Origin of the sequence: Methylocaldum marinum (assembly GCF_003584645.1) — a bacterium.
GTDB classification, from domain to species: domain Bacteria; phylum Pseudomonadota; class Gammaproteobacteria; order Methylococcales; family Methylococcaceae; genus Methylocaldum; species Methylocaldum marinum.
This window is the reverse complement of record NZ_AP017928.1, coordinates 4,757,425-4,771,816: the sequence shown is the minus strand read 5'-3', so window position 1 is coordinate 4,771,816 and position 14,392 is coordinate 4,757,425. Positions and strand designations below refer to the sequence as shown.

Here is a 14,392-nt window from a genome sequence, read left to right as displayed (position 1 = left end):
TCGCGGCTCAGGACGGCTGAGGGACATCCGTGTTGGTCCGGCTCCAAGCCAAGGTGTGCAGCCGCCCAAGTGTCTCCGGATCGGAAATCAGGGCGCGCTTCTCGGCCGCGGAGAGCGTTTCCGGGCCGTCTTCCACCAATTGGTACACCAGAGCTCGCAACTGGTGGCGCTGCCGCTTCTTGACCGGACGATCGGGCAAGAGCGCGAGGTGAAGCGAATAGGCTCCGGGGTCGGCGACGTTCAGCTCGCCCTCGGTCTGCTCGTCCGAGTGCTCGGCTCGGGCAAGGTTTTCATGGAGCAACTCGACGACGCGAGGTGGCTTGTACTCTTCCGGGGTCAGAAAAATCCCCAGCTTGCGGGCGAGCAAGCCCACCTTTGTGCTGCTGGAAAGAATCGAGATCGGTACAGAAAGCACTAATCCGGCCAGAACCGGTATCAGCCACAAGAAAAAGTCCGGAACGTACGTGTAGCTCAACCATCCGGCGGCCAATCCGGTCATTGTCTGCCCGCCGTGGGCCAGCGTGGCTTCCTTGAGGCTCAAACGATGATCGCCGCGGTTCTGCGGAGGCCAGCCGACGCTGCGGCGCAGCAAGATGGCAAACACGAATTTGCTCTGATACAGCATGAGCACCGGCGCCGTCAAAACCGAAAAAGCGCTTTCGAGAAAAACGCTCAAAGCGGCCCGTATCACGCCGCCATATTGCCTGATCAGGCGGGGACGTGCCAGCAGCAGCAAAAAGCTCCAGATCTTCGGCAGGAACAGCATGGCCAGGGTAACCAGCAGCACTGTCGTCATTTCGACCGCGTAAGACTCGGGCCAAACCGGAAAGATGTTGTCGCCGAAAAAATAAACCGGCATGGTTTGGCTCTGCACGTACGCTTCGAAACCGGTCAAGACCAGAAACAGTAGCCAGAGCGGCGAGGATAGATAGGACATGATGCCCATGAGGAAATATAGGCGGCTGAGTCCGGAAAACCCACGCGCGAAGACCATCCGCAAATGCTGCAGATTACCCTGGCACCAGCGCCGGTCGCGCTTGGCGTAATCGATCAGAGTGGGTGGCAGTTCCTCGTAGCTGCACTTGAGATCGGGCACCAGCCATACCTCCCACCCGGCCTCGCGCAATAAAGTCGCCTCGACAAAGTCGTGGCTCAGAATTTCGCCGCCGAACGGCTCTCGCCCGGGCAGCTTGGGCAGACCGCAGTGCTGTACGAAGGGCTGCATGCGGATGATGGCGTTATGCCCCCAATAATTGCCGCTGGAAAGCTGCCAGAAATTGATGCCGGCAATGAAGATGTCGCTGTACAAACTGCTGGCGAACTGCAGGATACGTGCGAACAGTGATTTATGGTTCACCGGTATCGGCGGCGACTGAATCAGCGCAACCCCCGGATGAGCCTCCATCAGGTCCACCATTTTCGTCAGCGTTTCGCCGGCCATGATGCTGTCGGCATCGAGCACCACCATGTAGCGGTATCGGCCTCCCCAGCGCCGGCAAAACTCTTCGATGTTGCCGCTCTTGCGGGCGATGTTCTTCTCCCGGTTACGGTAAAAGATCTTGCCGTGCGCATCGAAGTCGCGGCACATGCGATACCAGTTCACCTCCTCCTGCATCCACGTATCGGGATCGCGGGTGTCGCTCAGGATGAACAACTCGAACTCGTCGGCACGCCCGGTTTCGCGGAGCGACTGATAGATCGCTCGTAGCCCGGCGAATACCCGTACCGGGTCCTCGTTATAAATCGGCATCACCAGCGCGGTAAGCGCGGGCCCACGGTCCGACTCGGGGCTCGGACCCGAGGGCAGTCTTGAAATGGAGCGCTTGTCGCCGCCCCAGAGCAGGCACCAGAAGCCTAGGGTAGCCGTCCAAAACGAAGTACTGATCCACAGAATGAGCAAGGTATAAAGTACGAGCAGCACAATCTCCTGCGGCGTAATGCCGTTCTGCAGGAAGGCGCTCGTGATCATGGCAAGAGCCGCGAAAGCCGTCAGGGTAACCAGGGTAAAGAAAAACGTTCGCCTCAATGTGCGGACGTAGCCGGGCAGAGCGCTGGCTTGGGAAGACATAATTGACAAGGAATTAACTGCGTTGATGGGTCGATTTGAACAGCCAGAATCTGAGCGGCTGCTCGGCCATGGGAACCGGCTCCTCGGGAGGTGTAGGCCGGGGCAGGATTTCTTTCAGCATTTCAGCCGCATCGGACGGCGAATCCGGATTTCCGAACAAGGCATCGCTGGCCGATGGACAACCGGTCAGAAGCAAGGCTGCGCGCGCCGCTGCCACCGGATGGGGATCCCTGGACGGAGACAAGCGCATGGCGCGCGCCAGAGCATGGTCGAAACGGCGCTGAGCCTCTTCTATCGCACGCTTCAGCAATTCCTCGGAGGCTCCGCGCCCGACCCGGCGCCGGGCCCGGTTTAGGCAGTCCTCGGCCAAACCCTCGACAAGATCCTGCCGGGACAGTCCGAGACTCCGCAAATAGTCCAGGACCCTCTCCTTGATCCCGGGAGGCCACACCTGGAGAGCGGAGTCCGCATCGCCGGTCGTTGACATCTTTTCCAAAATTCGTAGTTGACTCATTGACGATTCCACTGATAAACCCATGTCTCGGTGAGTGCATCCTTTCCGGATTTCAACATCGCTCGCAACTCGACGGGGTCCTTATCCTTTTCGGGCTCCAAATCAAAGGTCAAACGCCACCGATCATTTTCGCCGTTTTTCTGAACCACGGTATTGGTAATCTTACCGGCCGAAGCGCTCACTTCGGCTTCCACTACGGCCTTTTCGCTAAGCAGCTTGAGTGTCGGGCTCGAGAATTCGACGACGAATTTGCGATGGGTGTTGTCCGGAATCGCCGCACCCACGCGCGTGGCGGCGACCTTGCCGCCGCCGGGAGCGGTAAATTCGTCCAATTCGAAATGCAGGCGATAGCTGTAGGTGTATTCCTTGCCTTCTCCGGTCGGTTGGTCGGGCACCCAAAAGGAGACGATGTTATCGTATTTCTCCGCGTCGCTCGGGATTTCAATCAAATAAACCGCACCCGGCCCCCATTCCCCCAAAACTTCGATCCAGGCGCTCGGCCGCCGGTTGTAACTGGATTCCAGATCCTGGTAATGGTCGAAATTTCGATCCCTCTGCATCAAGCCGAAACCCACGGGCTTTTCGTCTCTGAAGACGCTGATGCGAAGCTGGCGCGGATTGTTCAAGGGACGCCACACCCATTCGCCAGAGCTTCTTCCGATCAGCAAGCCGTCGGAATCGTGTACCTCCGGGCGGAAATCATCGATGAACCGATCGGTGTTCTCGCCGTGAAAGAACATGCTGGTCAACGGCGCGATTCCGACCCGTTCTATCTCCTGGCGAAAATAGAGATGGCTGGTCACGTCCATGGTCAGATCCAGGCCGGGACGCACGACGAAACGATACGCACCGCTTACCCTCTGACTGTCCATCAAAGCGTATATCGTGAGCGAGCTCGCGTCCTTGGCCGGCTTTTCGATCCAGAACTCCTTGAAGATCGGGAACTCCTCCGCCTTCGGCAAACCGGTATCGATAGCCAGCCCGCGTGCGGACAAGCCGTACTGCTGCCCTAGCCCAACCGCCCGGAAATAACTGGCGCCCAGGAAAACGGCCATCTCGTCGAAGATGTCGTCCTTTCGCAAGGGATGATGGAACCGCAGGCCGGCGAATCCGAGATCCGCGGGAAGCGGGTTCGGAAACTGATTCTTGCCGAAGTCGAACAGTTCCGGGGAGTAGGCGAGCCGCGTCGAGCTCCCGTGGTCGACGATATTGATGATCACGCGGTCCTTGAACATGAAACCGCGATGGAAAGCCTGGATCTGAAAGGGTAAATTCTCGTCGCGCCAGAGGGCCTTTTCGGGTTTATACCGAATATCGCGATATTGATCGTAGTCCAGATTGGTCAGGAACTCTGGCATCCCGGATTCATCGCGGGAATAGGGCTTGCGTGCCAATTCCTTGGCCTTCTGCTCGACGTCCGCGAACTCGAACGGCTTGACCGGCGGCTTTTCGGCAGGAGGCGCATCGGGCGGCTTGTGTGCCGGAACCTCGGCCGGCGGAGGTGAGGGTGCGGGCGCCGGCTTGGCAGGCTCGGCCGGAACAGCATGCAAATATAACAAAGACAAAAGGACGACGAACCTGCTTCGAAAGCTCACAGTGTATTTTTCCTCGGAGACTCAATAATCAAATTTCGTGCTAAGGACCACGCTCGATCCGGATATTTACATGCAATTCTCTTTCCGATCCGAACACCGAATCCCGGGCAAATTATCCCTAAATAGCAAAACCCACAGTATTGTCAAGGCATTACTACATGGCGAGCACGCCGTGACTGCCTTATATGAGTCAGCCTCGTGACCGCGAACCACGGCTCGCTTGCGGAACCGGCGTGCAGCAAGAAGAACGAACTGCTTCAAACACGACTCAGCCGATCTTGTTGGGATCACAGAAGAGGAAGATAACACGCTGTTAAGCCTAGAAACGGCAGACGGACGGGGAAACTGGTAAAGCAATTTTGAGCATCGTCGCCGGATCGCACGGCCACGGTACCATCGGGTACCTGGCTTCAGCCAGCCGGTGAGTTCCGGAGACCAAAGGAAAATCGGGATTCATCGGGCCTTTCTAGTTCATCTCAGCGGTCAACTTATGTTTCTAGGCTGAACCATAGTATAACCCGCCGGAAAATCTTCGCATCGATGCGCTATGCAGGCCTTTCCGCGGATAGCACGGCGGCTTTCCGCTCCTTGTGAAAACAACATCGATTCCTGAAAATGTCGCGCTCGAGTTTGTCAAAAATTGCGAGCGGTCCCGTTATGAAAAACCTAATCATCATCCGCCATGCAAAAGCGGAGCCGGCAACGACGTCTCTAGGCGACATAGACCGCCCCTTGAACGACCGAGGCAAACGCGACGCGCTGCTCATGGGAGGTGTACTGAAAGCGCGAGGAGTCGAACCGGATGTGATCGTAAGCAGCCCGGCGAGACGAGCCGCCGAGACCGCTGAACGGATTGCGGAAGCCGTAGGTTATGACAGCAACCGAATCGCCATGTACGACTCCGTTTATCTGCAGGAGGCTTCGCGTTTATTCGAATTGATTCGGTCACTTGATGATGTGCATCATCGGGCTTACCTGATCGGCCATAACCCTCACCTCAGCGAATTGGTCGCTCGGCTCACCGGCGAAGGTGTAGGCCAACTCCCCACCTGCGGCGTCGCAGCGATCGAGTTCGCGGTCGATGCCTGGGCTTATGTCATGGAAGGCAGCGGCCGACTGGTGTTTTTAGAGTTTCCCAAACAACACCCGTAACTCCCCGCCGTCCGCAGATGAGCTCCAAGAACCCGAGCCGAGGCGGATGATCCGACTATTGCGGACGGATCCGGACCGTCAGATTGGTCACCGAACCGGCCACGACATCGCCGCGCTCGGCAAAATCCCGTAGCCGCACTTCCGGATAGTCGGTACGTCGTCCGAGCGCGAGCGGATAAGACACCAGGCTCTCCTCCCCCGGTCTTCCGAGAACGAAAATGACGCCGCCGTATTCGTCCTGAAAACGCGACAGACTCATGCGCAGATTACCGCGCCCGGGATCGGCAAGATAGACCCGGTCTCCGGCAATGCCTCGAAGGACGGCGAAGTGGTGATAGCCGAACGGGTGTACATAAATCAGAACGGGCGCCGCCAAAAGTTTTAACTGATCGATCGTCAACTCGAATCCCGCCGCCCGGTAGCCTTTTTGCTCGGCCACTTTTTTCAGATCGAGCAGCGAAAATCCGATTCGCTTTTTATGGGCCCACTGCTCCTGGGTCAAATTCGCCAAAATCGAAGTCAGGCGGTTCAGGATCTCCTGCTCGGAAGTATCCTCGCCATAGTAGTACCGCAGGAGAGTCGCCAGCGCCGCGGCGCCGCAGGAGTAATCGAGCTTTTGTTTGACGACTGCGCGATCCCGGAGTTCGACTAGGGTGTGCCGCGTTACCGCCGGCGCCGAAATCGGCTCGGCCACAACCGCGTGTGCCATCAAAGTGCACAGCATCGCTCCCAACAGAATCCGGCCACTCTTGTTTTTCATTCCCTTTCCCTTTTTCCAAATAGCTTTGGATGCTTTTTATATCATTAATTGTGGGAAAGAGTCGTCACTCTCGCGCTTTGCATACACGTCGATTCACAAACCTGAGTCAGCGACATCGTGCTGTCCAACTGATTCTGACTGATGCTGCCGTTGGCCGCTGTCGTGTTCGCAGCGGTTTGAAGGGCAGCGGCTTGTACCAGGTAAACCTGGGTCAAAGCCTCCATATCGCCGGTATCAAGTCCGCCCTCGATCCGGTCGAGGGCGATATCGCCCAGGCGATCGGTGCTGGCAACGACTCCTTGATGGAACAAGGCATCCATCGCATAAAAATCGGATTCGGCATGGGCCAGGGCCGTGGACAACAGCGCAAACAATGTCAAGCCACCGCGTGTAAACGTGGTTTTCATAGGCCTCTCCATGATTTTCAAGACGATCGTGTCCTATGGAAGCACTGCAGACTATCGACTGGATGCTTGCCGCTCTTTCCTGTCCTGCAAGCGTGTCATCGAAAAAGCGGGGAAGCGACTGAACGCCCCCCCGCCCGTGATCCGGCTTTAATCAGGATTCCGATCTCATCGGGCACCTGGGTCTGCCGTTAGTGGATGCTCTGCTCCGTAACCTGTACGACACCCTGGACAGCGGATCCCAGCACGCCCAGATTAACAGCGGTTATCGTGGGGAGAGCCACATTGAGACATGCGTTTCCAATGCTGAAAAACCCGGAACACGCTTGACCACCTTCGACCGCTTCGAGTTGAGCTTCGCTCATGGGTTTTAGGCTGGACACCTGTCCCAATGCACGAAAATCGTTGTCGGCCAACGCGGGACCGGCAACCATAAGCGACGACAGTACTGCAGCCAACGCGAATGATTTCATGATCGAACTCCTTCTCTTACATGAATGACTCTTCTTCGACGACATCGTGCCCCAGCAAGTTCACCTCGAGATAGGCCGGGTATCGCAGACTCCGCCACGGCCCGGTTACGATCGGATGCGGACCGGCGGCCTACAGCAGCCTCTCTACGGAACGAAGCAACTTACCTTTTTCGCTCGCATCGAACGCCGAGCGCCATTTTCGGTCCGACCACCCGATCGTACGCATGCTCACGGCCGATCCGGCTCGTAGGGCTGTCCTGAGAAGACGGGGGGCGACCGAACGCCCCCCTTTTTTCGGCCCTAATCAGGGTTCCATCGGGGCACCGAGCCTGTCGTTATTGAATGCTCTGGTAAGTGGATTGCCATACGGTCTGGCCTGTTGTTCCCAGCAACCCGAGCAAGCTCACGTTGTATGCCGCTATCGTGGGCACAGCCACATTAAGACACGTGTTGGCGAGGGCCAGAACGCCCGAGCATGACTGCCCGCCTTCGACGGCCGCGAGCTGGCTTTCGGTCATCGGCTTCAGGCTGGACACCTGCCCCAACGCACGAAAATCATTGTCGGCCAACGCGGGACCGGCAACCATAAGCGACGACAACACAGCAGCCAATGCATACGATTTCATAATCGAACTCCTTTCTAGGTCTTGCTGAATCAACTCTTCCCTTAGCGTCGCGCCGTATTGTCCGAACGGCACGAAGCAAGCTCACGTTTCTCAAACTCCATTTTGATCGGGCCGCATCCTTGCGACCACTTACCCTATTGCAGAGCTCGTGCCACTTTCGAGCCGGACGCCGGGCCTCAGTCATTCGGGGATTGTTTTTGAAGGACTTTTTTATTGCCACGATGCTGACACCATGCCACCCTCAGCAGAATAACCGGGATTGGATACCCCCTATAGGCGAATGTGGAACCCGAAAATGTACGTTTTTGAAAATCGTAGCCGGCGCGGGCAATCCGAGGTATGGACCGGCCACATTTATCTCCGTTGTAAACCGAGTGAGCAAGACGAAACATCTCTTTCCCGAAATATCCATTGTGTGTTAAGAAATATCATCGCCTCCGATCTAATCGCCATGGATATCGGTTTTATTCGATAGTACCAATCGATCGGTAATATCGAGCATTTCGATCAAGATCATTCAGGTATAAACAAAAGAGGATTCTGTTATCTCTTGGATGTTACTTTTCTGAGATTTCAAGGCTAGTCGGAAACGATCGATCGGACCGGCGCATCACGGTGTGAGGCCGGCGCCTCTAATCCGTATTTACAAATTTGTTAGACTTCTGCTTCGGGCATCCATTATTGGTATAAAACAGATTGTCTTTTCAAATATTTGAAGAGTATTCGCGGATTTTCATTCTTGATACGAACTTGCGTCGCGACTCATATCGGAAAGCATTGACGGCCGGATAAGAAATCCAGGTTATCGGAATGAATGAGCAGGATACGAACACGCTAGCCCGGATATCTCGCCACAAGAGGCGGCATAGCCTTGAGACAAGCACAAAATCAGCTTGCGACACAGATTCTGTCGAGGACTGAGCCCATGCCGGACTGTGCCGGCGACCAGCGATGAGATGATTTGGGAGCCCCCGGGGCGACGGCTGATCGAAATCAATTTTCAGGGTGAAGCGATCCGTTCCGATGGCGGACTAATGCTGTTGCTCCATCAAACCGGCTCCCCTTTACGGTTCGGTTAACAGCTTAGGCCGACAATCACCCGCCGTCATGCCAATCGGCTTGCCTGGCCTCCAACGAAAAAAGGCGAAGGTCGATAAATCGACCTCCGCCTCGTTCTCCGAACCTGATCAGAACTTTATCGGGCTCGGATTTTTAGCTTAGTGAATCGTCTGGGAAGTGAATTGTCCAATCGTTTGAGTGGTAGCTCCAAACAATCCGAAAAGACTCGCATTGATTGCTGATATCGTGGGCGTCGCCACATTTAGAGCGGTATTCCCAATACTGAAAAAACCCGAGGCTGTTTGACCGCCCTCAACGGCCGCGAGCTGGCTTTCGGTCATCGGCTTCAGGCTGGACACCTGCCCCAACGCACGAAAATCATTGTCGGCCAACGCGGGACCGGCAACCATAAGCGACGACAAGACAGCTGCCAATGCATACGATTTCATAATCGAACTCCTTTCTAGGTCTTGCTGAATCAACTCTTCCCTTAGCGTCGCACCGTATTGTCCGAACGGCGCGAAGCAAGCTCACGTTTCTCGAACTCCATTTCGATCGGGCCGCATCCTTGCGACCAAAAAACCTAATGCAGAGCCCGTGCCACATTCGTCGCCCAGCACGACGTTCATTCATTCAGAATTGTTTTAAAAAGACTTTTTATTACTTCAAAGCACCCCCCCTATTGTTGGGAGCGGTTTTCTCCAATCGACACCTTCCTATAGCCGAATTTCGTCCCGGAGACTGTACGTTTTTGAAAACAGCGAAAAACTTACTTCGCCTGATACGACTGTCCATTCTCGTTTATGACTGCCATCGATGGCTATCGCATCATCACAGGTGTTTCATCCGTGTAACCGACCTGCAGCCCCAGGAATATCATATCTTTCGAACCCGGTTATATTCCTATAATCAAAACGAAATAACCATGCCTCTTCAATGTTATCCTTCGAATAGTTCAACTGAAATCTCTAAACCCGGATACCATGAGCGAAATTCGTATCCGTAAACGCAGATAAAAGCGAGCTTTTAAGGTTTTGTTAACCCGCTCCATCCATTCTTGGTTTTTTCCGGGTAAACGCTTGTTCGTTAATCAATTTGGACGAGCCGGGATGTTTTACCTTTTTGAAATGGCAGAAATGTGCAAGTTGCTTGAATCAGTCTTTCAATAACCGACGAAGCCGGGTCCTAAGCAAAGATGAACCTGGATTCTTGAAGATGCTGACGCATTTTTTTCTCGCATTTACCCAACAAAAAGGCGGAGCCAATCGCTTGACCCCGCCTTTTCCAAAGCCGGAATAAAAATTCTATCGAAACTCTGGCTTTACCATTAATGAATAAACTGAGAAGTAAACTGATCAATGTACTGACTTGGGTTTGCAAAAAGACCCAGGTTAATTGCCACTACAGTGGGTATGGCCAGGTTAAGACACGTATTGGCAAAGCTCACCACACCGGAGCATGACTGCCCGCCCTCGACGGCCGCGAGCTGGCTTTCGGTCATCGGCTTCAGGCTGGACACCTGCCCCAACGCACGAAAATCATTGTCGGCCAACGCGGGACCGGCAACCATAAGCGACGACAACACAGCAGCCAATGCATACGATTTCATAATCGAACTCCTTTCTAGGTCTTGCTGAATCAACTCTTCCCTTAGCGTCGCGCCGTATTGTCCGAACGGCGCGAAGCAAGCTCACGTTTCTCGAACTCCATTTCGATCGGGCCGCATCCTTGCGACCAAAAAACCTAGTGCAGAGCTCGTGCCATCATCACCCCAGGATCCGCAGCCAGCCGTTTCTAATTGTTTTCAAATGATTTTTCCAGTATATCAGCATCACAGACCACGACTCGGCCAGGATTAAAAACCATTATCACCGAGCCTGAATCCCGAAAATGTACATTTCTGAAAAAAGCGAGATGATCACCTTTCATGACCTATACTTTTAGCCGTTTGTAACGGATTTGATTTCAGTAAACAGGCCGAAACGATCTTGTCATTAAGCGATAACTCTTTGTTAACGGCCATCATCGCCGATACCGGAATCGCCACCCATGATACACTCAGGTAACTAAACCGAAAAATCGAGCAATATCCGGCATCCCGCCTCTATTTCTTCCGATATAACGAAACCGATCTTCCAGCGCCACAAAAATGTTATCATTCGAATAATTCGGTCATGGACCGATAATTTATCACGGCCGATCCGAATCGTGAACAGCGGCCAAGCCCATAATCGGATATTTACATTCTTGTAAATCCTTTCCCCCGGCGTCGGCATTTTACAATCAAGCCATTGATTTAATTCGCCTTTCAGCAATGACCTTGACTTTAACTTTTTGAACATACCAAAACAAAAGAGCTCTCTATATACTATTATTTATAATCAATAAACGCCAAACAATAAGAAATAATAAATGCAGCATAATATCGGGTTTCCGGACTGGAATACCGAGAGAAATAGGTACGAGAATCACCTATAAAAAGCGGACTGAACGGAATTACCGAGCAAACTATAAATATATTGACTTCAATTCATACCCTTGGCAATATGTCTTTTATATTCGCCGCATCATTTTTGAAGTTTGATATCATGCTTTTTGATCAGCCGATAAAGCGTAACATGGGAAACCCCCAATATTTGAGCCGCTGCAACAACGCTATCTCCGGCCTGGGCCAAAACCCGATAGAGGATATCCTTTTCCGCTTGGTCCTTGACGGCTTTAAGGCTTAACGTTAGAGGTTGCGGCGAATATTCCTCCAACCCCAGATCCGCCGGCGCAATATGGGTATCGTCACACATAACCAATGCGCGCTCCACGCGGTTTTTCAGTTCGCGCACGTTTCCCGGCCAGTTATAGTGCCGCATGACTTTCAATGCGCGCCGATTGAATTGCCTCGCCTTGCAGGCATTTTCTTTCTTGAAGCTATTGAGAAAATATTCCGCCAATAATTCGATATCGTAACCCCTCTCTCGTAGAGGCGGCATGGCGACTCTCAAAACATTGAGGCGGTAATAAAGATCCTCTCTGAAACGGCCTTTACGAACAGCTTCCTCGAGGTCGACATGGGTAGCCGAAATAATGCGCACATCGACGGCAATCTCTTCGTGGCCACCAACTCTGTAAATGGTTTTCTGCTGGAGAAAGCGAAGAAGATTGGCCTGCAGGTCGAGCGGCAATTCACCGGCCTCGTCCAGAAAAAGAGTACCCCCTCCCGCTTTTTCGATAAGTCCCAGTTTTCGCTGGTTAGCTCCGGTAAACGCACCTTTCTCGTAACCGAAAAGCTCGGATTGGATCAAATTCGACGGTAAGGCGGCACAGTTGACGGCGACAAACGGTCCGTCGGAACGAGGCGAATGGTTGTGTATGGCCAACGCGGCCAATTCCTTACCGGTCCCGCTTTCCCCCGTAATCAAGACCGGCAAGTCGTACGACAAGACTTTATCGATACTATGGACCACCCGCATCATGGCGGGACTCGAACCGATCAATTCGCTCTTGTTAAACCATTCGCTTGTGCGCGGAAATACTTTTTTTCTGACTCCCGCCATGCCGGAAGCATGACCGAGCGTGACCTTTAGTCGGTCGATATCGAACGGTAAGGTGTGATAATCATAGAAATACTCGGCGATAAGCCGGCAAACGACCTCGTTCTCCATGGACAAGGACGATACCAGAGCTACCCACTGGAGGGATGATCCCTCGGGATAATAAAAGATATCGCCGACGATGCGCCGCAAAAAGTTTTCGTCGAACGGTTCGAATTGAATGAGCCCGACATGAAATTTGCCGTTGTTCAATAATTTTCGAGCTTCTGCGGTATCGCTCGTGACATGAACATTCGGCCCCATCGCCTGCGTCAGCGATGAAACGGCATTATCGGCCTCTGGTCTGAGGGCGAGATACAAAACGTTGATACTTTCCATGTAATCTTCCCAACCTTGCGATCCATGCAAGTTTTGGCTAAGAAAAAGGTCGAAACCGAAATCCGAGGTGCCGGTAAGCCCCCTAGCCTGGGTCAATTCATTTGCAGTGCAGTTTCTTGATCTTGTTTAGGCAGTCGCATCCGTTGCGAAAACTGCGCTAAGCAGTTTGAAGACACCTCCGGCTATTGTCACCAACACTCGAAAATTTAAGGAAGCTCTGGTTAAGTCTCCATTTCGACGAGAACGACAGCGCGCTTACGGCGAACATCCAACATTTACCACTCATAGCACATCATTCCCCGCTGCCCTGGACTCCCGGCTTATCGGAAAAACGGCAACGGATATCTCTCATCAAACCGATAAGGGACATTGACGCCCGCGAAAAAATCCGTGGCCTCTTCGCTCAGGCCGAAATTTACGAAGGGTTCCACGAACAAGCCCTTGGCCACTTGTACGGTAACGGCCAGGTTGAGCGAATGAATATCCCCGCCGGAACCCGGAATTTCTCGACCATCGATCTTATACCGCCTTACCGCCGCACCATTCAAGGAGGTAGAGAAACTTACCCGATCGTTCAGCGAAAAGCCCATCCCCAGGGAGTAAGGAATTTGATCACCCGGGTCATATCTGCCCCGTTCAAGAACCGCGTTATACCCCAAGGAACCGAAGAGGACCACAGGATCTATGGTTTTGACGAGGGACACGGAACCGCCGATATTCCAAAACCCGGTACCTAAACTGGGGTCTACAATCAGTAAATTGGACCCTACGCTGGGCCGTAAGAGAGTCGCAAGGCCGCGCCCCTCGCGTCCAGTATCGGATTTGACATTCAGGCTCAAGGTCGTTTCCGGGATAAGACCATCTTCATGCAAGGCGCCCCATCGCAGACTGCCGCTGACGTCACCCAGCCCGGAGCTGTCCCGTCTAGCAAATCCGTCACGATTAACAATCAACTGATTTCTAGTATCTAGTTCTAGCTCTTGAAAAGTAAATGGGACGGATATATCCAGCTCAAGATCGTCAATCAGGCCATAGCGAAACAAAACACCTGCACCTGCCGCTCTGGCTTTATATTTGTACGGCGCTATCTCTACCGTGTCTTGAGCATAAGTCGCGCTGAATTCGACCTGCAGATCGCCCTTCTTGAACAAAACTTTCTGCGATCTCAGGAACTGGTCGAGTTCTCTCTTGGCCTCCTCCGCTTCCTTTTGCCGGTCGCCTTCCTCCAACCCCATTTCGGGCGATACTCTCGAAGGCGGGGGAGCAGCGGTTTCAGCTTGTGCCGTCGCCGTCTCGTCGTTTGGTTCAGGCGTGTCCGCCGCCACTTTCTGCGCTTGTTGCTGCACCGGCCGGGCCTCGGGCTGCCCGAGCGACTGCCGCGCCCAAGTTTCATTCTCGATGAGGCTCTGAACGGTTGCTTTCAACGCCTCGACCTCCTGCTTCAGCTTCTCGTATTCGCTCCGAGGAACGGTGTCCTGGACCGCCGCGGCCGAGGACGCAGCTTTCGACTTGGTACGAGCATGGGAAACACCGCTTTGCGCGAGTGTGAGACAAAACACCCCACAAATGAAAACAACGCTCTTTTTTATCATTTTCACTTCCTTGCCGGCTGCCGATCGCTAAATCAGCAGGACACGTTGATGACAAGACACGGAATCGAGCCGAAGACAAGTGATTTCATCAAGCGCGAGCGACGGCTCAAAAAAATCGATGGATGCCGAATGGGAAACAGGAGCGATGGATTGGTTGCGGTCAAACCTCCGTGTTGCGTGTACGGCGCTGTAGCCTCGAACACCCGATGGGACCGGATTGAAGGCT

Annotated in this window: 12 protein-coding genes; 1 reads left to right on the top strand and 11 read right to left on the bottom strand. The window is 53.7% G+C overall.

From position 1 onward, the window contains the following. Window positions 1–7: 7 nt before the first annotated feature. The 3 genes from mdoH to sS8_RS21330 are packed head-to-tail and all read right to left on the bottom strand — an operon-like array spanning window position 8 to window position 4,177. Entirely contained in the window at window positions 8–2,068 is a 2,061-nt protein-coding gene (gene mdoH, locus sS8_RS21340) for a glucans biosynthesis glucosyltransferase MdoH (protein ID WP_119631531.1), read from the bottom strand. 13 nt (window positions 2,069–2,081) lie between these two features. Further along, entirely contained in the window at window positions 2,082–2,582 is a 501-nt protein-coding gene (locus sS8_RS21335; RefSeq protein WP_119631530.1) for a hypothetical protein, read from the bottom strand. Then, window positions 2,579–4,177 carry a glucan biosynthesis protein gene (locus sS8_RS21330; protein WP_232020382.1) on the bottom strand — a complete coding sequence of 533 codons (1,599 nt, stop codon included), beginning with the start codon at window positions 4,175–4,177 and terminating at the stop codon, window positions 2,579–2,581. The genes sS8_RS21335 and sS8_RS21330 overlap by 4 nt, the downstream gene beginning before the upstream one ends. Before the next feature lie 657 nt (window positions 4,178–4,834). Between sS8_RS21330 and sS8_RS21325 the strand changes: the two genes are divergently transcribed. Further along, on the top strand, window positions 4,835–5,329 hold the full coding sequence (locus sS8_RS21325) for a SixA phosphatase family protein (RefSeq protein ID WP_119631529.1): 495 nt from the start codon (window positions 4,835–4,837) through the stop codon (window positions 5,327–5,329). Window positions 5,330–5,384: 55 nt separating this feature from the next. Here the strand turns inward: sS8_RS21325 and sS8_RS21320 are convergent, their stop codons facing one another. From sS8_RS21320 to sS8_RS21280, 8 genes are all read right to left on the bottom strand, one after another. Further along, window positions 5,385–6,089, bottom strand: a complete 705-nt coding sequence (locus sS8_RS21320; protein ID WP_119631528.1) for a C39 family peptidase — start codon at window positions 6,087–6,089, stop codon at window positions 5,385–5,387. Window positions 6,090–6,133: 44 nt separating this feature from the next. After that, window positions 6,134–6,496: a hypothetical protein gene (locus sS8_RS21315; RefSeq protein WP_119631527.1), complete on the bottom strand. Its 363-nt coding sequence runs from the start codon at window positions 6,494–6,496 to the stop codon at window positions 6,134–6,136. 188 nt (window positions 6,497–6,684) lie between these two features. Then, window positions 6,685–6,966, bottom strand: coding sequence for a hypothetical protein (locus tag sS8_RS21310; RefSeq protein WP_145986638.1), 282 nt, complete (start codon window positions 6,964–6,966; stop codon window positions 6,685–6,687). A 335-nt stretch (window positions 6,967–7,301) separates the two neighbouring features. Next, complete coding sequence (locus sS8_RS21305) at window positions 7,302–7,592, bottom strand: hypothetical protein (protein ID WP_145986637.1); 291 nt, start codon at window positions 7,590–7,592, stop codon at window positions 7,302–7,304. 1,217 nt (window positions 7,593–8,809) lie between these two features. Then, the gene (locus tag sS8_RS21300) at window positions 8,810–9,100 is read right to left on the bottom strand and encodes a hypothetical protein (RefSeq protein WP_119631524.1); all 291 of its coding nucleotides are present in this window, start codon (window positions 9,098–9,100) and stop codon (window positions 8,810–8,812) included. An 878-nt stretch (window positions 9,101–9,978) separates the two neighbouring features. Beyond that, window positions 9,979–10,260, bottom strand: a complete 282-nt coding sequence (locus sS8_RS21295; protein ID WP_119631523.1) for a hypothetical protein — start codon at window positions 10,258–10,260, stop codon at window positions 9,979–9,981. A gap of 958 nt (window positions 10,261–11,218) precedes the next feature. Further along, the gene (locus tag sS8_RS21285; protein WP_119632933.1) at window positions 11,219–12,574 is read right to left on the bottom strand and encodes a sigma-54 dependent transcriptional regulator; all 1,356 of its coding nucleotides are present in this window, start codon (window positions 12,572–12,574) and stop codon (window positions 11,219–11,221) included. A gap of 320 nt (window positions 12,575–12,894) precedes the next feature. After that, complete coding sequence (locus sS8_RS21280; RefSeq protein WP_119631521.1) at window positions 12,895–14,166, bottom strand: transporter; 1,272 nt, start codon at window positions 14,164–14,166, stop codon at window positions 12,895–12,897. Between the last annotated feature and the right edge of the window lie 226 nt (window positions 14,167–14,392).

Bases quoted from the DNA above. Each gene is read 5' to 3' on its own strand.
- sS8_RS21310 (WP_145986638.1), bottom strand. From the start codon at position 6,966: ATGAAATCATTCGCGTTGGCTGCAGTACTGTCGTCGCTTATGGTTGCC.
- sS8_RS21305 (WP_145986637.1), bottom strand. From the start codon at position 7,592: ATGAAATCGTATGCATTGGCTGCTGTGTTGTCGTCGCTTATGGTTGCC.
- sS8_RS21300 (WP_119631524.1), bottom strand. From the start codon at position 9,100: ATGAAATCGTATGCATTGGCAGCTGTCTTGTCGTCGCTTATGGTTGCC.
- sS8_RS21285 (WP_119632933.1), bottom strand. From the start codon at position 12,574: ATGGAAAGTATCAACGTTTTGTATCTCGCCCTCAGACCAGAGGCCGAT.
- sS8_RS21295 (WP_119631523.1), bottom strand. From the start codon at position 10,260: ATGAAATCGTATGCATTGGCTGCTGTGTTGTCGTCGCTTATGGTTGCC.
- sS8_RS21280 (WP_119631521.1), bottom strand. From the start codon at position 14,166: ATGATAAAAAAGAGCGTTGTTTTCATTTGTGGGGTGTTTTGTCTCACA.
- sS8_RS21315 (WP_119631527.1), bottom strand. From the start codon at position 6,496: ATGAAAACCACGTTTACACGCGGTGGCTTGACATTGTTTGCGCTGTTG.
- sS8_RS21335 (WP_119631530.1), bottom strand. From the start codon at position 2,582: ATGAGTCAACTACGAATTTTGGAAAAGATGTCAACGACCGGCGATGCG.
- mdoH (WP_119631531.1), bottom strand. From the start codon at position 2,068: ATGTCTTCCCAAGCCAGCGCTCTGCCCGGCTACGTCCGCACATTGAGG.
- sS8_RS21325 (WP_119631529.1), top strand. From the start codon at position 4,835: ATGAAAAACCTAATCATCATCCGCCATGCAAAAGCGGAGCCGGCAACG.
- sS8_RS21320 (WP_119631528.1), bottom strand. From the start codon at position 6,089: ATGAAAAACAAGAGTGGCCGGATTCTGTTGGGAGCGATGCTGTGCACT.